The organism is Streptomyces sp. NBC_01485, from assembly GCF_036227125.1.
Lineage (GTDB): Bacteria > Actinomycetota > Actinomycetes > Streptomycetales > Streptomycetaceae > Streptomyces.
The window spans coordinates 7,860,087-7,880,088 of record NZ_CP109435.1 but is presented as its reverse complement, the minus strand read 5'-3'; the positions used below and the strand labels follow the sequence as shown (position 1 = coordinate 7,880,088).

The following is a 20,002-nucleotide window of genomic DNA, read 5'->3' as shown; positions in this document are numbered from 1 at the left end:
GCCATCACAGCCCGACGGAACCCGGGGCGCGCGCGGCCGGACGCCATTGGCGGGACGGCGGCCCCCATCCGGGTGACCCGCGGTCGCCTCCTCCGCCTCCTTGCGGTCATTCCCCGCCGGTCGGGTCAGACGTTGCGCCGGTACTGGCCGCCGACCTCGAAGAAGGCGTCGGTGATCTGCTGGAGGGAGCAGACCCGGGCGGCGTCCATGAGGACGGCGAAGACGTTGCGGTCGCCCGTCGCCGCGTCCTTGAGGGCGGCCAGGGCCGCGTGGGTCTGGTCGCGGTGGCCGGCCTGGTAGTCCCGTACGCGCTCCAGTTGGGACTGCTTCTCCGCCTCGGTGGCGCGCGCCAGCTCGATGACGACGGGTTCGGCGGTGTCGGCGTGCGGGTTGCGGAAGGTGTTGACGCCGATGAGGGGCAGGGTGCCGTCGTGCTTGCGCTGCTCGTAGAGCATCGACTCGTCCTGGATACGGCCGCGTTGGTAGCCGGTCTCCATGGCGCCCAGCACGCCGCCGCGCTCACTGATGCGTTCGAACTCCTGGAGGACGGCCTCCTCGACCAGGTCGGTGAGTTCGTCGATGACGTACGAGCCCTGGAGGGGGTTCTCGTTCATCGCCAGGCCCCACTCCCGGTTGATGATCAGCTGGATGGCCAGGGCCCGGCGGACGGAGTCCTCGGTGGGGGTGGTGACCGCCTCGTCGTAGGCGTTGGTGTGCAGGCTGTTGCAGTTGTCGTAGATCGCGATGAGCGCCTGGAGCGTGGTGCGGATGTCGTTGAAGTCCATCTCCTGGGCGTGCAGGGAGCGTCCGGAGGTCTGGACGTGGTACTTCAGCTTCTGGCTGCGCTCGTTCGCGCCGTACTTCTCCTTCATCGCCACCGCCCAGACGCGCCGCGCGACCCGGCCCAGCACCGAGTACTCGGGGTCCATGCCGTTGGAGAAGAAGAACGACAGGTTGGGGGCGAAGTCGTCGATGTGCATGCCCCGGGCGAGGTAGGCCTCGACGTAGGTGAAGCCGTTGGCGAGGGTGAAGGCGAGCTGGCTGACGGGGTTCGCGCCGGCCTCGGCGATGTGGTAGCCGGAGATGGACACGGAGTAGAAGTTGCGGACCTTCTGGGCGATGAACCACTCCTGGATGTCGGCCATCATCCGCAGGCTGAACTCGGTGGAGAACAGGCAGGTGTTCTGGCCCTGGTCCTCCTTGAGAATGTCGGCCTGCACCGTGCCGCGCACGCTCGCCAGCGCGAGGGCACGCAGGTCGGCCGTCTCCTCGGGCGACGGGTCACGGCCCTCGGCGGCGCGGAACCGGTCCACCTGCTGGTCGATGGCGGTGTTGAGGAAGAACGCCAGGACGGTCGGCGCGGGGCCGTTGATCGTCATGGAGACGGAGGTGGTGGGGGCGATCAGGTCGAAGCCGTCGTAGAGCGCCTTCATGTCCTCCAGGGTCGCCACCGAGACTCCGGAGGTGCCGACCTTGCCGTAGATGTCGGGGCGTTCGTCCGGGTCACGGCCGTAGAGGGTGACCGAGTCGAAGGCGGTGGACAGGCGGGTGGCCGGCTGGCCCTCGGAGACCAGTTTGAAGCGGCGGTTGGTGCGGAACGGGTCGCCCTCGCCGGCGAACATCCGGGCCGGGTCCTCGCCGTCCCGCTTGAAGGGGAACACCCCGGCGGTGAAGGGGAAGTAGCCGGGCAGGTTCTCCCGGCGCCAGAACCGCACCAGCTCGCCGTGGTCGGTGAAGCGGGGCAGGGCGACGCGCGGAACCTTGTTGCCCGAGAGGGACTCGCGGGTCAGCCGGGTGCGGATCTCCCGGTCCCGGACCTTCACGACCTGCTCGTCCCCGGAGTAGGAGGCGATGACGGCGGGCCAGTTCGCGATCTGCTCCGTGACGTGCTGCGGGAGCTGCCTGCGGGCGTCCGTCAGCAGCGACTGCACGTTCGCGGCGTCGGAGCCGGCTTCGAGGAGCTCGCCGCCGACCGTCTCCAGGCGCTGCACCCGCCGGGCCGCCTCGGCCAGCCGGCCGGTCTCGGCGTGGAAGGCGCGCACGGCGTCGGTGATCTCGGCGAGATAGCGCACCCGGTGCGCCGGGACCACCTGCCGGATGCCGGAGGAGTGACGTACGTCGACCGGCGTCAGCGCGCCCTCGGACAGCGGCAGCCCCTTCTCGTCCAGGCCGGCCCTGAGGTGCTGGTAGAGCGCGGTGACCCCGTCGTCGTTGAACGTGGCCGCCGAGGTGCCGTAGACCGGCATGTCCTCGGGCCGCATCCCGAACGCCTCGCGGTTGCGCACCAGTTGACGGCCCACGTCCCGCAACGCGTCCTTGGCGCCGCGTCGTTCGAACTTGTTGATCGCCACGACGTCGGCGAAGTCGAGCATGTCGATCTTCTCCAGTTGCGAGGCGGCGCCGAACTCCGGCGTCATCACGTACAGCGAGGTGTCGACGAACGGGACGATCGCCGCATCGCCCTGGCCGATGCCCGGCGTCTCCACGATCACCAGGTCGAAGCCGGCGGCCTTCACGACGTCGATCACGTCGGACAGGTGCTCGGGCAGTTCGCGGCTGCCGCGGGTGGCCAGGCTCCGGAAGAACACCCGGTTCCCGTCGAGGGAGTTCATCCGGATCCGGTCGCCGAGCAGCGCGCCGCCGCCCCGGCGGCGGGTCGGGTCGACGGCGACGACCGCGATCCGCAGCTTGTCCTGCTGGTCGAGCCGGAACCGGCGCACCAACTCGTCGGTGAGCGAGGACTTCCCCGAGCCGCCGGTGCCGGTGATGCCGAGCACCGGCACCGCGCGGGCCGCCGCCGCGGCACGCACCTGCTCCAGGAACTCCCCGGGCAGCTTGCCGAGTTCGGCGCCGGTGACGGCCCGGGCGATCGCGAACCGGTCGCCCGCGAGCACGGCGGCGGGGTCGGCCGGCTTGCCGTCCCAGAGGTCGAAGTCGCAGTCCTTCACCACGGAGTTGACCATCCCGGCCAGGCCCATCCGCTGACCGTCCTCCGGGGTGAAGATGGTGACCCCGCTGGCGCGCAGCCGGACGATCTCCTCGGGCACGATGACACCGCCCCCGCCGCCCACCACCCGCACATGCTCCGCGCCCTGCGCGCGCAGCGACTCGACGAGGTACTCGAAGTACTCCACGTGCCCGCCCTGGTAGGACGAGACCGCCACGCCGTGGGCGTCCTCCTCCAGCGCCGCGTCCACGACCTCGCGCACCGACCGGTTGTGTCCCAGGTGGATCACCTCGGCACCCTGGGACTGGAAGATCCGCCGCATGATGTTGATCGAGGCGTCGTGCCCGTCGAACAGGGCCGAAGCCGTGACGAGGCGGACGGGGTGCACGGGGCGGTGCAGGTCGCTCATGGGGGCCTTCCCGGGCAGGCGGACGATACGAGTCAGGGACACTGACCAGAGAAATACTAGGACGTCCTAGTAAATCACCGGGAACGGGTACGTGATGTGATCGGCGACACAGTGCGTGGGTGAGTGTGCGAACAGGTACGCGTGTGCGTGGTGCGGGCGGGTGCGGGTGCGGGTGCGGTCAGAGGATCTTGCCGGGGTTCAGGATCCCGGCGGGGTCGAGCGCGTCCTTGACCGCTTGGTGCAGGGCGAGTACGGCGGGGGAGAGCTCGGCGACGAGACCGGGCCGCTTGAGCAGTCCGACGCCGTGCTCGCCGGTGACCGTGCCGCCGAGTGCGAGGGCGTCGGCGATGATGTCGGCGAACGCCGCCTGGGCGCGGACGCGCGCCGCCTCGTCGCCCGGCTCGGTGATGATCAGCGGGTGGAGGTTGCCGTCGCCGGCGTGGGCGATGTTGGCGATGGTGATGCGGTGCCGCTGGGCGGTCCGCTCGATGCGGTCCAGCATCCTGGGGACCTGCGCCTTCGGCACGCACACGTCCTCGGTCAGCACCGGGCCGAGGCGTTCGAGCGCCGGGTAGGCCAGCCGCCGTGCCGCGAACAGCGCCTCCGCCTCGGTCTCGTCGGTGGAGCACGCGGCCCAGGTGGCGCCGCCCTCCTCGAAGCAGGCGAGGGTGCGCTGCGCCGCGAGCTGCCCGGCGGCGCCGGGCTCGTCGAGCCGGGCCAGCAGGATCACGTCGGCGTCGACGGACAGGCCCATGTTCTTCCAGGCGTCCACGGCGCGCAGGCAGTGCCGGTCGACGAGTTCGAGCGCGGCCGGCGTGAGCCCCGCGGCAGCGACGATGCGCACCGCCCGGCCCGCGTCGACGATCGACGAGAAGTACCCGGCCACCGTGATCGCGGGCGGCGGGAGCGGACGCAGCCGGACGGTGACCTCAGTGACGACGCCCAGCGTCCCCTCCGACCCCACGACCAGGCCGACCAGGTCGTAGCCCGCGACGCCCTTCGCCGTCCGCCTGCCGAGTCGCACGAGCTCGCCGGTTCCGGTCACCATCTCGACGGCGAGCACGTAGTCGCGGGTGACGCCGTACTTCACACAGCACACGCCGCCCGCGTTGGTGGCGACGTTGCCGCCGATCGTCGACCACGGCGAACTCGCCGGGTCCGGCGGATACCAGAGGCCGTGTTCGGCGACCGCGGCGCGCAGGTCGTCGTTGACCACGCCCGGCTGGACGACCGCGAGCCGCTCCAGCGGGTCGATCTCCACGATCCGGTCCATCCGGTCGAACGCGACGATCACACACCCGTCGACCGCGTTGGCCCCGCCGGAGAGCCCGGTGCCGGCGCCCCGCGCGACGACGGGCACCGCGTGCCGGTGGCAGGCGCGGACGACCGCCTGCACCTCCGCGCTCGACTCCGCCCGGACGACGGCGAGCGGCACGCCGACCGGGGCCCACTCGGCCTCGTCGTGGCTCAGCCCCGAGACGACGTCGGGATCGCGCACGATCCGCTCGTCGGGGACGTGCGCGGCGATGTCGCCCAGCACGTCGCTTCTCACCGAGGTCACCGGTCCTCCTAGTTCAACGTTCGACGATATGCAGAACGCTAGCGGAGCAGCGGTCCCCACTCGGGGCTTCTCGAGGATCGTCCCCGCTGTTCGGACGTCGAAGGCGGACGTCCGAACAGCGGGGACGTCGAACGGAGAGGTCGGAGGCGGACGGCGGCCTCGATCGGCTCAGGTTGCGCCGGGGTCGCCCGTCGTTCCCGGCCCCCACTTGCCGACCGGAGGGCCCGCCTTGGTATCCCGGCCCCTGGCGCCGTTCCGGGTGCGGCCGGGCGAGACGAAGCGGCGCGGGTTGCGGCGCAGGTACTCGCCCTCCAGCCGGGCCATGCGGTCGTTGTGGGCGCGCAGGGCGTCGTTCGAGCCGTACAGCAGGGTGTCGTGGCGCGTGCGGTGGATCGTCTCCAGCTCTTTCATCAGCTGCTGGTCGTCCAGCCGGTCCGGGTCGACTCCGGTCATGGTGTGCCCCGCTCGTCGTTCCGCCTACTGCCTATCCTCCACTGTACGAACATTCGGGCCGCCGGGCCCCCGGGTGCCCTACCTGGCCCGCTCCACGCGCCGCTCGTCCCACACCGGCTCCGGGGTCTCCCGGACCCGGCCGTCGGTGCCGAAGACCAGGTAGCGGTCGAAGGAACGGGCGAACCAGCGGTCGTGGGTGACGGCGAGAACCGTGCCGTCGAAGGCCTCCAGGCCCTCCTGGAGCGCCTCGGCGGACTCCAGGTCGAGGTTGTCGGTGGGCTCGTCGAGGAGCAGGGCCGTGACGCCCTCCAGTTCGAGCAGCAGGATCTGGAAACGGGCCTGCTGGCCGCCGGACAGCCGGTCGAAGGCCTGCTCGGCCTGCTGGGTCAGCTCGTAGCGGCGCAGTCGGGACATGGCCGCGCCCCGGTCCTGGGCGTGGTCCTTCCACAGGATGTCGAGAAGTTTGCGCTCCTGGAGCTCGGGGTGGGCGTGGGTCTGGGCGAAGTGCCCGGGCACCACGCGCGCGCCGAGCTTCCACTCCCCCGTGTGCGCCACGGTGTCGCCGGCCAGCAGGCGCAGGAAGTGCGACTTGCCCGAGCCGTTGGAGCCGAGCACGGCGACCCGCTCGCCGTAGAAGACCTCCAGGTCGAAGGGCTTCATCAGACCGGTGAGCTCAAGTCCCTTGCAGGTGAAGGCCCTTACTCCGGTACGGCCGCCCTTGAGGCGCATGGTGATGTCCTGCTCGCGCGGCGGCTCCGGCGGCGGGCCTGCCTCCTCGAACTTGCGCAGCCGGGTCTGGGCGGCGGCATAGCGGGAGGCCAACTCATGGCTGATGGAGGCGGCCTGACGGAGATTCAGGACCAGCTTCTTCAACTGGGCGTGCTTCTCGTCCCAGCGGCGGCGCAACTCCTCGAAGCGGGCGAAGCGTTCACGGCGGGCCTCGTGGTAGGTGGCGAAGCCGGAGCCGTGCACCCAGGCGTCGGCGCCCGCCGGACCGGGCTCGACCGAGACGATCTTCTCGGCGGCGCGGGAGAGGAGTTCGCGGTCGTGGGAGACGAAGAGGACCGTCTTGCGGGTCTCCTTCAGCCGTTCCTCCAGCCACCGCTTTCCGGGTACGTCGAGGTAGTTGTCGGGCTCGTCGAGCAGCAGCACCTCGTCGGTGCCGCGCAGCAGCGCCTCCAGCACGAGCCGCTTCTGCTCGCCGCCGGACAGCGTGCGCACGAGGCGGAACTGCGCCTTGTCGTAGGGGACGCCGAGCGCGGCCGTCGTGCACATGTCCCACAGGGTCTCGGCCTCGTACCCGCGCACCTCCGCCCAGTCGGAGAGGGCCTGCGCGTACTGGAGCTGCGCGGCCTCGTCGTCGACGGTCATGAGCGCGTGCTCGGCCTTGTCGACGGCCTGCGCGACCTCGCGGATCCGGGGCTGGGAGACGGACACCAGCAGGTCGCGGACGGTCGTCTCGTCCCGTACGGAGCCCACGAACTGGCGCATCACACCCAGGCCGCCGGTCACGGTGACGGTCCCGCCGTGCGGTTTCAGCTCACCGGAGATCAGCCGCAGCAGGGTCGTCTTGCCGGCGCCGTTGGGGCCGACCAGGGCCACCACGGCCCCTTCGCCGACCCGGAAGGACACGTCGCCGAGCAACGCCCTCCCGTCGGGGAGGTAGTACTCGAGGTGCGCGGCTTCCAGGTGTCCCATGAGGACGCATTGTGCGGGCCGCGCACAGAATGCGCCAAACCGTTATCGGCTGTCCCCGCAGGCCGGGGCACGCGGATGGCCGGGGAACGCGCAGGCCCGCCGGCCGGCCACCGACGCGCCCGCCCTGCTCGGAGTCGCTGCTCGGAGTCGCCGGGGAGCAGCTCCGGATCGCCTGCGGAGATCCCCCCGGAGCCCGTCGCGGAGGTCCAGATAGTGAAATAATCGGTCTCACCATGCGATCACCGGCGTACGGTGACGACACCGGACACCCGGTGTCGGACCCGGTGTCGGACCAGGTCCGGCGAGACGTCGAGAAGGGGTAGAGCCATGCCGGAAGCGCGGGAGACCGCCGTCTACACGCACGGACACCACGAGTCGGTGCTGCGCTCGCACACCTGGCGGACCGCCGCCAACTCCGCGGCCTACCTGCTCGGTTCGCTGAAGCCGCACATGCGGATCCTGGACCTCGGCTGCGGGCCGGGCACCATCACCGCCGACCTGGCGGCCCTGGTCCCCGACGGGCACGTCACCGGCGTCGACCACGCGCCGGGCATCCTGGAACAGGCGCGGGCCACGGCAGCCGAACGGGGATTGGCCAACATCGACTTCGCGGTCGCCGACGTGCACGCCCTGGAGTACCCCGACGACACGTTCTGCGTGGTCCACGCCCACCAGGTGCTCCAGCACGTGGGCGACCCCGTACAGGCGCTGCGCGAGATGCTGCGGGTGACGAAGCCGGGCGGGTACGTCGCCGTCCGCGACTCGGACTACGCGGCGATGACCTGGTACCCCGCCTCGCCGGGGATGGACGACTGGCTGGACCTGTACCACCGGGTGGCCCGGGCCAACGGCGGCGAGCCGGACGCCGGGCGCCGGCTGAAGTCCTGGGCGCTGACCGCCGGGTTCACCGACATCACGGCCACCTCCGCCACCTGGACCTTCAGCACCGCCGAGGAGCGGGCCTGGTGGAGCGGCCTGTGGGCCGACCGCACCCTGGCCTCGGCGTACGCGGAGCGCGCCACGCAGGGCGGACACGCCACGGTGGAGCAACTGCGCGCCGTGTCGGGGGCCTGGCGGGAGTGGGGGCGGCGGGAGGACGGCTGGTTCTGTGTCCTGCACGGAGAGATTCTGTGCCGAAAGAACGCCTAGATCCCGGATTCCGGGCAACCCGAAGTCCAGGAGGTTCACACTATGGTTCCCATTCTGCTGGTCCTGCTACTGGTGCTGCTTCTTTTCGGTGCCGGATTCGCAGTGAAGTTGCTGTGGTGGATCGCGATCGCGGTTCTCGTCGTCTGGCTGCTCGGATTCCTCTTCCGCGGGACTTCGGCGGCCGGAGGCAGGGGTCGTTGGTACAGGTGGTGAGCTGATCCCCGGTTTTGCGTGACGCCTTCCCGGGGAAGCAGCGGTCCGAACGGCCCGAGGACTCGGTTCAGATCCTCGGGCCTTCGGCGGATTCCACGACAGGTTCCAAGGACAATTCCATGGAGGAATCCATGGCGGAATCCACGAAAGAATAGGCCGCCCACGGCCCGGTGAGTTCCACCCGCATCCCGGATTCCTCACCATTGGCGCGATCCACGATTTCCACGAATTCCTCGGACGCCGCGCGCGGCACGAGATAGGCGGCGTCCAGCACATTCCGTCCCTGCGGGAGCTGGCCCTGCGGAGGCTGTCCCTGCGGAGGCTGTCCCTGCGGAGGCTGTCCCTGCGCGGTATGGAGACAGGTGTCTTCGGCGTGCGCGGACAGCCTGGTGTGCAAACGCTCGGCGAACCGCTCGGCACGCTGCGCCCGCTCGGCCTCCCGCGTCTCCCCCTCCACATAGACCTTCACGCCCCACTCGACCCGCCCCGTGAGCCGGTCGAGGGTGTGCCGGAAGTCGTCCTCGCGCTCCTCCATCATCACGCGGACGCCGCTGTCGTCCCGGAACACGGTGGCGGGGCGGAGCGGCAGCGGTGTGGTGACGGCGGTGAGCGCGTCGATCACCTGCTGGTGGACGCGGGCGGTCTCGGTGCGCCAGTCCAGGTCATCCAGCCGGGCGCGGAGCGGTTCCTGCGCGAAGTCCCGTTCCGGCACATGGCTGACCACGGCGATCAGGCCGTGGTGGTTGAGCAGTCTGGGCGGATCGCCCGCCACCCCCGAAAGGTCGGCCTGAAGGGGCGCGCCGAGGGGCCGGCAGACGGCGTACACATAACGCAGTCCGGTCACGGGGACTCCTCCCTGGCAGCGGCAGCGCAGCCGTCATTCGTCCTCGTCCTCCCATACTGCACCTCATCGTCCCCCCGGCAGCCGTCCTCGGCATCCCGCGGCCCGCTCGTCGCGCGATGCCCGCCACGCGGAAACCCGTGCGGCGCGTCGACGGCGTCACCCGCGCAGCGCGTCGAGCCGCCGCCGGGCCGGGCCCAGGGCGCGCGCTGCACCGAGTAGGGGGCGGGCCTGCCCGCACGGCCCGCGGCCCGCCGCCGCTCACGGCACGATCGCCTGCTCCACGAGCAGCCGGGCGGACGCGGCGATCGACTCGGCGTCGATGCCCGCGGCGTGCAGTTGCTCGGCCGGGCTCGCCGAGCCGGGCATCGCCTCGACGGCGAGGCGCACCAGCCGGGGCACCGGCCGCCCGTCGAGGAAGGCGTCGAGGACGGCGTCCCCGAGGCCGCCCTGCTCGTGGTGGTCCTCGACGGTCAGCAGCAGCCCGGTCTCGACGGCGGCCCGCCGCAGCGTGGCCCGGTCGACGGGCTTGACCGAGTACAGGTCGACGACCCGGACGGCGATGCCCTCGCCGTCGAGCGCCTCGGCGGCCTTCAGCGCCTCGTGCACGGTGACGCCGGCCGCGACGATCGTCAGCCGGTCCCGGCCGGAGGAGCGCAGCACCTTGCTGCCGCCGACCGGGAACTCCTCGTCGGGCCCGTAGATCACCGGCCCGGCGCCGCGCGAGGTGCGCAGGTAGCGGACGCCGTCCAGGCCTGCCATGGCGGTGACGAGCCGGGCGGTCTGGTTGGCGTCGCAGGGATACAGCACGGTCGAGCCGTGCACGGCCCGGAACATCGCCAGGTCCTCCAGGCCCATCTGCGAGGGCCCGTCCTGCCCGATGGCGACCCCGGCGTGCGAACCGACCAGGTTGACGCCGGCACCGCTGACCGCGGCCATCCGGACGAAGTCGTGGGCCCGGGTCAGGAACGCCGCGAACGTGGAGGCGTACGGCACCCAGCCGCGGGACGCGAGACCGACCGCGGCGGCGACGAGTTGCTGTTCGGCGATGTAGCACTCGAAGAAGCGGTCGGGGTGCTCCTTGGCGAAGAACTCGGCGCGGGTGGAGTCGCTCACCTCGCCGTCGAGGACGACGACGTCCCCGCGTGCGGTGCCCAGCGCGGCGAGGGCCTGGCCGTAGGCGTCCCGGGTCGCCACACCCTCTTCGGGGTCTCCCTCCTCCCAGCGGGGCAGGTCCAGGTGCCCGGTGGGGACGGAGTGCAGCATGCGGGCGTCGGCCGGCTCGTGCACCCGGATCCGCAGGTCACGGATGCCGCCGAGCTCCTCGATCGCCTCGTCGGCGTCCGGCAGCGGCTTGCCGTGCAGCCCCTCGCGGTTCTCGACGGACTCGACGCCCTTGCCCTTGAGGGTGCGGGCGAGGATCACCGTGGGCTGTCCCTTGGTGGAGCTCGCCTCGCCGTACGCGCGGTCGACGGCGTCCACGTCGTGCCCGTCGATCTCGACCGTGTGCCAGCCGAAGGCCTGGAAGCGGCGGGCGTAGGCGGCGAGGTCGTGGCCGTGCCGGGTGGGGCCGCGCTGGCCGAGCCGGTTGACGTCGACGATCGCGGTGAGGTTGTCCAGGTGCTCGTGGCCCGCGTGTTCGGCGGCCTCCCACACCGAGCCCTCGGCGAGCTCGCTGTCCCCGCACAGCACCCACACGCGGTACCCGACGCGGTCCAGCCGCTTCCCGGCCAGCGCGATGCCGACGCCCACCGGCAGCCCCTGCCCGAGCGACCCGGTGGCCGTCTCGACCCACGGCAGCCGCTGCGGGGTGGGATGCCCTTCGAGCCGGCTCCCGAGCTTGCGGAAGGTGAGGAGTTCCTCGTCGTCGATGGCTCCGGCGGCCTTGTAGGCGGAGTAGAGCAGCGGCGAGGCATGGCCCTTGGAGAGGACGAAGCGGTCGTTGCCGGGGTGGGCGGGCCGGTCGAAGTCATAACGGAGGTGGTTGGCGAACAGCACGGCCACCAGATCCGCGGCCGACATGGAGGACGTCGGATGCCCGGACCCCGCAGCAGCGGAGGCCCGCACACTGTCCACCCTCAACTGCTGTCCGAGTTCGGTGAGTTCAGTGCGTTCAGCGAGTTCGGCGGTGTCCATCGGGCTACTGATCTCCTTCTGCTTCGACTTCTGCTGCCACGCGGTCGGCGCGGGCATCACCGCGCTCGACCGGGCCGGGGGCGGGTCCGGAGACGGTTGTGCCGCTGTCCCGGACGGTCGTCGTACGAGGGTCTCCGCGTCCCCCCGGCACCGGCCGCCAAACGTGCGCCGGCCGACGGCCGGGCTCCCGTCGGCGACCGCTGATCACAGCCGGTGGTGCGGGCCCTCGGGGTCGATGTCGTCCGCGCGCGGCGCGGCGCCCGGTTCCGGCAGGCCGGCGCCGGGCGCGACCGGCGGCATCGGCGGGTACGGCAGCCCCGTACCGCCGGGCGGCCCGGCCGGCGCCGTGCCGCCGATGACCCGCCCGGGGCTCTTGGGCCGCGACGCGTGCGGCTTGGCGGCGCCGCGCAGCAGGTACGCCACGACGCCGAGGACCGCCGCGGTGATCAGCGCGGCGACCCAGTCGGGCAGACCGGCACCGAGGGCCAGGCCCACCGCGAGGGCCGCGGCCGCACCCGCGTAGAAGGCGACGGCGCCGGACGCGGCGTACAGCATGGCCGTACGGCGCTGCTTGCGGCTCTGCTCACGCAGTTCGTCGCGGATCGTCTCGCGCGCCACCTGCGCCAGCTCGTCGATCAGATGCTTGTCCAGATGCTTGTCGAGATGTTCCAGGTGATCCAGGTGATCCAGGTGATCCGGATGGTCCAGGTGCTCGTTGCGCTCCATGGCCGGCGGGTACCCGACGTCACGGACGCCTAACTCCACGGGCCGGCGCACCAACTAGGCTCTTCCGTATGGACATTCTGGGAGCAACACTGCGTGTCTGTGTCGACGACCTGGAGGCCTCGGTCTCCTTCTACGAACGTCTGACGGGCACCGACGCGCTCCGTTTCGAGCGGGGCGGGGTGCGGGTGGCGGCGGTCGGCTGCTTCCTGCTGATGAGCGGTCCCCCGGCCGAGTTGGAGGTGCTGCGCAAGGTGGCCGCGACGATCGCCGTCACGGACGTCGACGAGGTGCACAAGACCGTCACCGAGCTGGGCGCGGACGTCCTCGCCGGCCCGGTGCCGACCCCCGCGGGCCGCAACCTGATCGTCCGGCACCCGGACGGCGCGGTGTACGAGTACGCCGACCGGCGCGGGCGCTAGCGGGAGGCGTCGGGCGGGGCGAAATTCCGTATGCGGGGCGGCTACGCGGACGTAGAGTCGGGCGTTCGACGGCCGACGCGCAGGAACGGCAGCGTGGACGAAAGTGAGCGAGCGACAGTGAGCGAGCAGCACACCTACCGGGTCATCGTCCGGGGCACGTGGGACGGTCTCACCGAGGCGGCCCGGGCCCGGCTGCTCGCCGAGGCCGCCGACCACGGGCTGACCAGCATGCGCTTCACCGAGGAGGGCACGCTGTCGTACGAGCCGTCGCCGCTGAAGCACTTCTCGATGCGGTACGTGGTGGTGTCGGACGCGGCGGACGGCCCGGAGATGGCGGGCGCGCTCGCCGAGGAGCGCGCCGAGACGACGTTGCGGGAGCTCGGCCACGGCTTCACCGGCCTGCGGTCGACGGTCACGGACCTCGACACCATGAAGATCAACTTCAAGCCCGCAGCTCGGCGGTGATCGCCCACCGCTCGTGGTCGCGCCACGCCCCGTCGATGTAGATCATCTTCGGGGAGAAGCCCTCCAGCCGGAAGCCACAGGCCCGGGCGAGGGCGATCGAGGCGGTGTTGCCGGGCTGCACGTTGATCTCCAGGCGGTGCAGCCGCAGCGGCCCGAAGGCGTACCCCACCACGAGGTCGAGCGCCTCGCGCATCAGCCCCCGCCCGGCCGCGTGCGCGAAGGCGCCGTAGCCCAGCGCACCGCTCTGGAACGCGCCCTCGACGATGTTGTTGATGTTGACGAACCCGGCGACGGCCCCGTCCTCCCGGGTGCACACGAGGAAGCCGGCCTTCGACGGGTCCTGTATCAGCCGGCTCGCGTAGGCCGTGTACGCGTCGGCGGTGGCCGGCGGGGCCAGCCACGGATGGTGCATCTCCTTGCTCTCCCGCGCGCGGGCGGTGAATTCCGGCCCGTCCTCGTAGGTGAAGTGGCGCAGCCCCACGCGGGGGCCCTCGGCGAGGTAGCGGGACGCGGTGTGCGGCATCGAGCCAGCGTACGACGGGGTCAGCGCCGCCGTGTCCTGGTGTACGCGAAGTACGCGCCGCACAGCGCGCCGATGATCCCCATGGCGAGAAGCGCCGTCCACAGCGGCACCGTGACCTCGGGGATCAGTATCCGGATCTTCGTGTCGCGGGTGTTCTGGAAGATGAAGATCAGGGTGAGGACGGCGAGCACCAGGACAGCGATCCGGGCGGGCGTCACCGCCGCGTTCCCGCCGCTGTGCCTCCCGCCGCGCTCGGAGGTCTTCGAGGTCTTCCGGCTCATACCACCAGGGTGAGCCCTCCGCCGCCCGCACGCACGGTGGGAAGGGCCCGGCCCTGCGGGTGAGGTGCGGTCAGCGCAGGGCGGGCGCGTCGAGGGTGAGCGTGCCCTCGTCCGCGTCGAGTACGGCCCCCACGCCGAAGGGCAGGGTCGACGCCCCCTCGCAGTGCCCGAATCCGAGCTCCTCGACGACGGGCACGCCGAGGCCGCCGAGCCGGTCGACGAGGACCGGGCGCAGTTCCTCGTACGGGCCGCACCGGTCCCAGGAGCCGAGCGCGACGCCCGCGACGCCGTCCAGCCAGCCGGTGCGCAGGAGCTGGGTCAGGGCGCGGTCGACGCTGTACGGCGGCTCCCCCACGTCCTCGATCAGCAGCAGCCCGCCGCGTGCGCCGGCGCGGGTGTGCGGGGTGCCGTAGCCGGTGGCCAGCAGCGTCAGACAGCCGCCCAGGGTGACGCCCCGCGCCCGGCCCGGTGCGATGGCCGTGCCGCTGGAGGTGAGCGTGCGGACGGTCTCCGGGGCGAACAGGGTGGCCCTGAGATGGTCCTGCGCCCGGGCGTTCTTGATGAAGTCGATGCCCGCCGCCACCGGCCCGTACAGCGTGACCAGGCCCAGGCGGACGGCGAACGCCTCGTGCAGGGTCGTGCTGTCGCTGAAGCCGACGAACACCTTCGGCCCGGCCGCCCGCATCGCGTCCCAGTCGAGCAGGTCGACGACGCGCTGGGCGCCGTAACCGCCGCGTGCGCACAGCACGGCGTCGACGTCCGGGTCGCACCAGGCCCGCTGGAGGTCGGCGGCCCGGTCGGCGTCGGTGCCCGCGAGGTGGGGCAGCCGGGCGTGCCGGTCCAGCACATGGGGTGCGACCACCGGGTCGAGGTCCCAGCCGCGCAGCAGGTCGAGACCGGCCTGCAGCCGCTCCTCCGCCACGGGCCCGCTGGGCGCGACGACCGCGACCCGGGCGCCGGCGGCGAGCCGCGACGGCCGCACCAGTTCCTTCACCGTACGAGCTCCAGCCTGGGGATTCCGGGCAGACGCAGCCCGAACACCTGAGCGTACAGCGAGAGCTCGGCCTCCAGGGCGCGCACCATCGTCGCCGCCTGCCGGAACCCGTGTCCCTCCCCTTCGAACGCGAGGTACGCGTGCGGCACCGGCCGCCCCGTGAGCCGGGCGTGTCGGGTCAGGCCGGCCAGGAACCGCTCGCACTGGGCGGGCGGGCAGATCACGTCGTCCAGGCCCTGCAGCAGCAGGAACGGCGCGGTGATCCGGTCGGCGTGCTCGACGGCCGAGCGCCGCGCGTACCGGGCGGGCACCTCCGCGAGGGGTCCGACGAGACTGTCCAGGTAGCGCGACTCGAAGTCGTGGGTCTCCCCCGTCGCCCACCCCACGAGGTCCAGCACGGGGTAGCGGATTGTGCCGCAGGCGTAGACGTCGGTGCCGGTCAGCGAGGCGGCGGCGGTCCATCCGCCCGCGCTGCCGCCGCGGATCGCCAGCCGGTCGCGGTCGGCGGTGCCCTCGTCGGCCAGGGCGAGGGCGACGGCCGCGCAGTCCTCGACGTCGACCACGCCCCACTGCTCGCGCAGCCGCTCCCGGTACTCCCGCCCGTACCCGGTCGACCCTCCGTAGTTGACCTCGGCGACCCCGATGCCCCGTGAGGTGAAGTAGGCGATCTCCAGGTCCAGCACCAGCGGTGCCCGGCCGGTGGGCCCGCCGTGCGCCCAGATGACGTACGGCGGCAGTTCGTGGCCGGGGGCTACGACGCCGGGGTGGTGGGGCGGGTAGACGTGCGCGTGGATGTCCCGGCCGTCGGGCCCGGTGAAGGTACGGATCCGGGGCTCGGGGTAGTGGGCCGGGTCCACGGCGTCGTCGTGCGCGGCGCCGATCACCCGGGCCCGGCCGGTCCGCGCGTCCAGCTCCACCACCTCGTACGCGCTGCGTGGACTGGCCGCGACGGCGACGACTCTCCCCCACCTTCCGGGCGGGGGGACCCCCATCTCGCTTCGCTCGCCGTGCACGGCGAGGGTCGACGCGAACTCCGTCCACGGCCCCGCCGCGTCGACGAGCTCACCGGTCTCCGGATCGAGGATCCCCAGCGCGGTGGCCCCCCGCCCGTGCACGACGCCGACGAGACCGCTCTCCAACGGCACGAACCACCGGTGCCCGAGCTTCCACAGCGCCCCGCCGAACTCCTCCGCACGCGGACAGACGGGCTCGTGGTCACGGTAGAGGTTCCACCAGCCACTACGGTCGCTCGTATACAGCAGACAGTCGCCCGACGACTGTCCTCGTTCGCCTGTCGACGGTCCTCCGTCGACCGCCGACCGTCGCCCGCCGCCCGTCGACCGCATCCAGTCGACCTGCGCGATCGACTCCCCGGGCCCGCCGGCCACGACCCGGGCGTCGCTCAGGGTGCCGTCGGCCGTGACGTCCGCGACGACGACCTCCGTCCCCTCCCACGGCATCCGCGGATGGTCCCAGGCCAGCCAGGCGGCCCGGTGGCCGTCGGGTGAGAGGCGGGCTCCGGTGATGAACCGGTGGCGGTCGTCGGTGAGTTCACGGACGGCGGCGCGGTCGTGGGCGGCCGAGCCGTCCAGCGGTACGGCCGCCTGGACGCGGCGCACGTCGGTGGGCCCCTCGCCGGTGAACTCCTCCAGCACGCACCACACTTCACCCCGGTCGAGCAGCAACTGCGGCTCCACCCACCGCAGTCCACCGCCCACGGAGGACACGGGAGTCAGCGGGCGCGGCTCGCCGCCGGGCTCCGGCCCTGGCCCGGGCTCGTACGCGTAGAGCCGCTGGTCGGCGAAGTGGACGAACACGACCAGGAGTTGACCTTCGTGCACGGTGCCGGTCCAGGGCTGTCCGCCGTACTCGACGACCCGGCTGCGTACGTTCCAGGGCGCGGGCAGGACGGACTCCTCCGTGCCGTCCACGCGTCGCCGGACGAGGGTGCGGCGGCCGTTCTCGGTGGGCCGGGGCGCCGTCCACCACACCTCGTCGCCGACGAAACCCACGTACTCGGGGCGCCCGTCGTGCGTCGCCGCGAGGGTCGCGTCGATGGGCGAGGGCCAGAAACCGTACGGCAGGATCTGCACGTTCTTCTCCGCCTTCTCCGCTCCGCCTAGGCCGTCCGCAGGAACCGGTCGAGGACGTGGACGCCGAAGTGCAGCGCCTCGACCGGGACCCGTTCGTCGACCCCGTGGAACAGTGCCTGGTAGTCGAAGCCCTTCGGGAGCTTCAGCGGTGCGAAGCCGTAGCCGGTGATGCCGAGCCGCGAGAACTGCTTGGCGTCCGTGCCGCCGGACATGCAGTACGGCACCACGTGCCCCTCGGGCGCGAACTCCCCGACGGCGGCGCGCATCCGGGCGAAGAGAGGCGCGTCGACGGGTGCCTGGAGGGCGACTTCGCGGTGGTGGAACTCCCAGTCGACGTCGGGACCGGTGAGTTCGTCGAGGGTCGCCCGGAACTCGTCCTCGCAGCCCGCGAGATACCGCCCGTCGACGAACGCGACGGCCTCGCCCGGGATCACGTTGACCTTGTAACCGGCGTCCAGCATGGTCGGGTTGGCACTGTTGCGGACGGTCGCCTCGACGAGGGCGGCGGCCGGGCCGAGCTTCTCCAGCAGGCCGTCCACGTCGTGCAGGCCGTCCACGTCGTACAGGTCGGTCTCGATGCCGTACAGCGCGGCGAGTTCGGTGAGGGCGGCGCGGACGGTCGGGGTGAGCCGGAGCGGCCAGGCGTGCTCGCCGATGCGGGTGACGGCCGCGGCCAGCCGGGTCACCGCGTTCTCCCGGTTGACCTTGGAGCCGTGACCGGCGCGCCCGCGCGCGGTGAGCTTCAGCCAGCCAGTGCCGCGCTCGCCCGCGGCGATGGGGTAGATCTCGCGTCCGGTGCCGTCGTGGAAGGTGAACGCGCCCGATTCGCCGACGGCCTCCGTGCAGCCCTCGAACAGTCCCGGATGGCGGTCGGCGAGGAACCCGGAGCCGTCCTCGGCGCTGGCCTCCTCGTCGGCGGTGAAGGCGATGACGAGATCGCGCCGGGGCCGCACGCCCTGCCGCGCCCAGCCCCTCAGCACGGCCAGGATCATCGCGTCCATGTTCTTCATGTCGACGGCCCCACGCCCCCACACGACCCCGTCGCGCACCTCCCCGGAGAACGGGTGCACGCTCCAGTCGGCGGCCTCCGCGGGGACGACGTCCAGGTGGCCGTGGACGAGCAGCGCGTCCGCGGCCGGATCGGTGCCCTCGATCCGGGCGACGACGTTGGTGCGCCCCGGGGTGCGTTCGAGCAGCGTCGGCTCGATCCCCGCCTCCGCGAGCAGCGCGGCCGCGTACTCGGCGGCGGGCCGCTCCCGGCAGTCCCCGCCGCCCCGGTTGGTGGTGTCGATGCGGATGAGATCGGACGTGAACCGGACGACCTCGTCCCGCGCCCGCGCGTCAACCATGCCGCTCCAGCTCCCGCCCGTACCCGTGCCCCTGCTGCTCAGCCATACTGCTCCTCGATCGCGGCCGAGACGATCGTGGTGACCGCCTTGAAGGTGCGGATGCCCTCGTACATGGTGCCGCTGGTGTAGGCGATCTTCCGCTCGCCGATGCGGGCGACCCCGGGCACCACGGTGGCCGCCATCGCGAGATGCTCGGCGTCGAACTCCACCTTGACCGTGAACGGCCCACCGCTCAGCGGTTCCTGACGGATCGCCAGCCCCGCCGCCTCCTTCGCCGCCGCCCGGATGTCGGCGGCGGTGCGGGCCGGCGTACGGCACACGGCCGCGTACCGGGAGACGTGGTCCTTGACCGCGACCTTCAGCGCCTCGGGCGCGTACCCGAGCGCGTCCTCGCAGGCCACGTCGTCGCCGGTGACCAGGACGACCGGCACTCCGTACTCGGCGACGACGTGCGCGTTGAGCAGGCCCTCGCTGGCCCGGACGTCGTTCAGCCAGACGCCGGTGACGGAGTTGGCGAGGTAGGTGTGGGCGAGGACGCCCTCCATACCGGCGCCCGCGTGGTAGCCGACGAACGCGATGCCGTCGACGTCGCCGTGCTGGACGCCCTCCACCATGGAGAGGGACTTGTGCCGGCCGGTGAGCATCTCCACCCGCTCGTCGAGCTGCTCCAGGAGCAGGTTGCGCATGGTCCAGTGGGCCTCGTTGACCAGGACCTCGTCCGCCCCGCCGTCGAAGAAGCCCAGCACGGCGGCGTTGACGTCGGAGGTGAACATCGACCGGCACCGCTCCCACTGCGGGGTCCCCGGCAGCACGTCGGCGGGCCAGGTGACACCGGTGGCGCCCTCCATGTCGGCGCTGATGAGGATCTTCACGTCCGGCCCCCGTCCACTGCAGGAGCCCCGAGCCTAGCTGGCCTCCCCCGCGTTTCGAGGAGACGTCGCTGCGGCTCGGCGCGCCCGTGCCGCATCAGCGCCGCCGGCTTCACCGTGGGGCGCACGGTTCCGTCCGGCAGGCGCGGCGGCTCGCTGGTCGGGGCCTTGGCCTGCCCCGGCCTGACTCGGTCAGGTTCGCCCCAGCGAGGTCTGGTTCAGAAGCCCAGTTTCCAATGCTGGTATCCGCCACCGTTGCAGTCGTGCATGTAGGCGCTACCGCCACGATTGCTGTCCAGGCACTTCGACGCGTGGATATCCGTGAGCTGGACATTGTCCCAGCTCGATCCGGCCGCCCGCCAGAGCAGGCTCGCGGAGGGATCCTGCGTCCATGAGACCTCACAGGCGACGGTGGCGAGCACCAGGGCCGGCTTGTCGTTCCAGTACAGGCACCGTTGGGTCGCCTTGTTCACGATCTGGACGATGTCGTGGTCCATACGGGCTTTGTAGACCACAGTCCAGGTCTGGTAGTCGTTGCCCTGCTGACAGGGGTTTGTGTAAACCTGGCCTACGGCGTTGCTGTCCAGACAGCGCCCGGTTTCCCAGTTGCGCAGGAGGTTCACATATCTGTAATAGGTCGCGGCAGACGCGGAGTTCGCGTTCATGAACGCGAACCCCAACGACAGGGCGAGCGCGAGCGCTCCTGTCCACCAGCGGCGCGACATCAGCCCCGGGCCCGAGGCCCGGTTGGCCGTCTGCCTGTCAGCCGGACGTCCCGCGTCCGGCCTCTTCATTTCCACCATGCTGAATATCTCCATTCCTTACCGTCCTCTTCCTTACGGACCGTATGAGGCGAGAGGACACAAGCAGGTTTCC

18 protein-coding genes are annotated in these 20,002 nt (G+C 71.8%); 4 read left to right on the top strand and 14 right to left on the bottom strand.

Annotated features, from left to right (window positions below):
- Positions 1-125 precede the first annotated feature (125 nt).
- The 4 genes from icmF to OG352_RS34700 all read right to left on the bottom strand — a co-directional run bounded on the left by icmF (position 126) and on the right by OG352_RS34700 (position 7,068).
- A complete protein-coding gene (gene icmF, locus OG352_RS34715; RefSeq protein WP_329222404.1) occupies positions 126-3,356 on the bottom strand; it encodes a fused isobutyryl-CoA mutase/GTPase IcmF in 3,231 nt (1,076 codons plus the stop codon).
- 178 nt (positions 3,357-3,534) lie between these two features.
- Positions 3,535-4,884 (bottom strand): FAD-binding oxidoreductase, encoded by a 1,350-nt coding sequence (locus OG352_RS34710; RefSeq protein ID WP_443072520.1) that lies wholly within the window; start codon positions 4,882-4,884, stop codon positions 3,535-3,537.
- Between the two features lie 201 nt (positions 4,885-5,085).
- Positions 5,086-5,370, bottom strand: a complete 285-nt coding sequence (locus OG352_RS34705; RefSeq protein WP_329222403.1) for a DUF6158 family protein — start codon at positions 5,368-5,370, stop codon at positions 5,086-5,088.
- A gap of 78 nt (positions 5,371-5,448) precedes the next feature.
- Positions 5,449-7,068 carry an ABC-F family ATP-binding cassette domain-containing protein gene (locus OG352_RS34700; protein ID WP_329222402.1) on the bottom strand — a complete coding sequence of 540 codons (1,620 nt, stop codon included), beginning with the start codon at positions 7,066-7,068 and terminating at the stop codon, positions 5,449-5,451.
- Between the two features lie 327 nt (positions 7,069-7,395).
- Between OG352_RS34700 and OG352_RS34695 the strand changes: the two genes are divergently transcribed.
- Both OG352_RS34695 and OG352_RS34690 read left to right on the top strand, forming a co-directional pair.
- On the top strand, positions 7,396-8,217 hold the full coding sequence (locus OG352_RS34695) for a class I SAM-dependent methyltransferase (RefSeq protein WP_329222401.1): 822 nt from the start codon (positions 7,396-7,398) through the stop codon (positions 8,215-8,217).
- A gap of 42 nt (positions 8,218-8,259) precedes the next feature.
- Positions 8,260-8,430: a hydrophobic protein gene (locus OG352_RS34690; protein ID WP_329222400.1), complete on the top strand. Its 171-nt coding sequence runs from the start codon at positions 8,260-8,262 to the stop codon at positions 8,428-8,430.
- A gap of 67 nt (positions 8,431-8,497) precedes the next feature.
- On the opposite strand, the gene OG352_RS34685 is transcribed toward OG352_RS34690, so the two are convergent.
- The 3 genes from OG352_RS34685 to OG352_RS34675 all read right to left on the bottom strand — a co-directional run bounded on the left by OG352_RS34685 (position 8,498) and on the right by OG352_RS34675 (position 12,133).
- On the bottom strand, positions 8,498-9,274 hold the full coding sequence (locus tag OG352_RS34685) for a GvpL/GvpF family gas vesicle protein (protein WP_329222399.1): 777 nt from the start codon (positions 9,272-9,274) through the stop codon (positions 8,498-8,500).
- A gap of 258 nt (positions 9,275-9,532) precedes the next feature.
- On the bottom strand, positions 9,533-11,464 hold the full coding sequence (locus tag OG352_RS34680) for a transketolase (RefSeq protein WP_329222397.1): 1,932 nt from the start codon (positions 11,462-11,464) through the stop codon (positions 9,533-9,535).
- A 147-nt stretch (positions 11,465-11,611) separates the two neighbouring features.
- Entirely contained in the window at positions 11,612-12,133 is a 522-nt protein-coding gene (locus OG352_RS34675) for a phage holin family protein (RefSeq protein WP_329222395.1), read from the bottom strand.
- A 68-nt stretch (positions 12,134-12,201) separates the two neighbouring features.
- On the opposite strand from OG352_RS34675, the gene OG352_RS34670 reads away from it, so the two are divergent.
- Together OG352_RS34670 and OG352_RS34665 are read left to right on the top strand one after the other, a co-directional pair.
- Positions 12,202-12,552: a VOC family protein gene (locus OG352_RS34670; RefSeq protein ID WP_329222394.1), complete on the top strand. Its 351-nt coding sequence runs from the start codon at positions 12,202-12,204 to the stop codon at positions 12,550-12,552.
- A 117-nt stretch (positions 12,553-12,669) separates the two neighbouring features.
- Entirely contained in the window at positions 12,670-13,017 is a 348-nt protein-coding gene (locus OG352_RS34665; RefSeq protein WP_329224067.1) for a DUF6204 family protein, read from the top strand.
- Here the strand turns inward: OG352_RS34665 and OG352_RS34660 are convergent.
- From OG352_RS34660 to OG352_RS34630, 7 genes are all read right to left on the bottom strand, one after another.
- Positions 12,995-13,540 (bottom strand): GNAT family N-acetyltransferase, encoded by a 546-nt coding sequence (locus OG352_RS34660; protein WP_329222393.1) that lies wholly within the window; start codon positions 13,538-13,540, stop codon positions 12,995-12,997. The genes OG352_RS34665 and OG352_RS34660 overlap by 23 nt on opposite strands.
- 20 nt (positions 13,541-13,560) lie before the next feature.
- Entirely contained in the window at positions 13,561-13,821 is a 261-nt protein-coding gene (locus tag OG352_RS34655) for a LapA family protein (RefSeq protein ID WP_329222392.1), read from the bottom strand.
- A 70-nt stretch (positions 13,822-13,891) separates the two neighbouring features.
- Positions 13,892-14,815 carry a S66 peptidase family protein gene (locus tag OG352_RS34650; protein ID WP_329222390.1) on the bottom strand — a complete coding sequence of 308 codons (924 nt, stop codon included), beginning with the start codon at positions 14,813-14,815 and terminating at the stop codon, positions 13,892-13,894.
- Positions 14,812-16,908 carry a S9 family peptidase gene (locus tag OG352_RS34645; protein ID WP_329222389.1) on the bottom strand — a complete coding sequence of 699 codons (2,097 nt, stop codon included), beginning with the start codon at positions 16,906-16,908 and terminating at the stop codon, positions 14,812-14,814. The genes OG352_RS34650 and OG352_RS34645 overlap by 4 nt, the downstream gene beginning before the upstream one ends.
- Positions 16,909-16,934: 26 nt before the next feature.
- Positions 16,935-18,257, bottom strand: a complete 1,323-nt coding sequence (locus tag OG352_RS34640) for a M20/M25/M40 family metallo-hydrolase (protein ID WP_329222388.1) — start codon at positions 18,255-18,257, stop codon at positions 16,935-16,937.
- A gap of 38 nt (positions 18,258-18,295) precedes the next feature.
- On the bottom strand, positions 18,296-19,129 hold the full coding sequence (locus OG352_RS34635) for a M55 family metallopeptidase (RefSeq protein WP_329222386.1): 834 nt from the start codon (positions 19,127-19,129) through the stop codon (positions 18,296-18,298).
- Positions 19,130-19,344: 215 nt separating this feature from the next.
- The gene (locus OG352_RS34630; RefSeq protein ID WP_329222385.1) at positions 19,345-19,944 is read right to left on the bottom strand and encodes an RICIN domain-containing protein; all 600 of its coding nucleotides are present in this window, start codon (positions 19,942-19,944) and stop codon (positions 19,345-19,347) included.
- Positions 19,945-20,002 lie beyond the last annotated feature (58 nt).

What these genes read in the sequence shown, in the direction of transcription:
- OG352_RS34640 (WP_329222388.1), bottom strand. Translation starts at nt 18,257, where the DNA reads ATGGTTGACGCGCGGGCGCGGGACGAGGTCGTCCGGTTCACGTCCGAT.
- OG352_RS34670 (WP_329222394.1), top strand. Translation starts at nt 12,202, where the DNA reads ATGGACATTCTGGGAGCAACACTGCGTGTCTGTGTCGACGACCTGGAG.
- OG352_RS34655 (WP_329222392.1), bottom strand. Translation starts at nt 13,821, where the DNA reads ATGAGCCGGAAGACCTCGAAGACCTCCGAGCGCGGCGGGAGGCACAGC.
- OG352_RS34675 (WP_329222395.1), bottom strand. Translation starts at nt 12,133, where the DNA reads ATGGAGCGCAACGAGCACCTGGACCATCCGGATCACCTGGATCACCTG.
- OG352_RS34630 (WP_329222385.1), bottom strand. Translation starts at nt 19,944, where the DNA reads ATGGAGATATTCAGCATGGTGGAAATGAAGAGGCCGGACGCGGGACGT.
- OG352_RS34700 (WP_329222402.1), bottom strand. Translation starts at nt 7,068, where the DNA reads ATGGGACACCTGGAAGCCGCGCACCTCGAGTACTACCTCCCCGACGGG.
- OG352_RS34690 (WP_329222400.1), top strand. Translation starts at nt 8,260, where the DNA reads ATGGTTCCCATTCTGCTGGTCCTGCTACTGGTGCTGCTTCTTTTCGGT.
- OG352_RS34680 (WP_329222397.1), bottom strand. Translation starts at nt 11,464, where the DNA reads ATGCCCGCGCCGACCGCGTGGCAGCAGAAGTCGAAGCAGAAGGAGATC.
- OG352_RS34695 (WP_329222401.1), top strand. Translation starts at nt 7,396, where the DNA reads ATGCCGGAAGCGCGGGAGACCGCCGTCTACACGCACGGACACCACGAG.
- OG352_RS34705 (WP_329222403.1), bottom strand. Translation starts at nt 5,370, where the DNA reads ATGACCGGAGTCGACCCGGACCGGCTGGACGACCAGCAGCTGATGAAA.
- OG352_RS34660 (WP_329222393.1), bottom strand. Translation starts at nt 13,540, where the DNA reads ATGCCGCACACCGCGTCCCGCTACCTCGCCGAGGGCCCCCGCGTGGGG.
- icmF (WP_329222404.1), bottom strand. Translation starts at nt 3,356, where the DNA reads ATGAGCGACCTGCACCGCCCCGTGCACCCCGTCCGCCTCGTCACGGCT.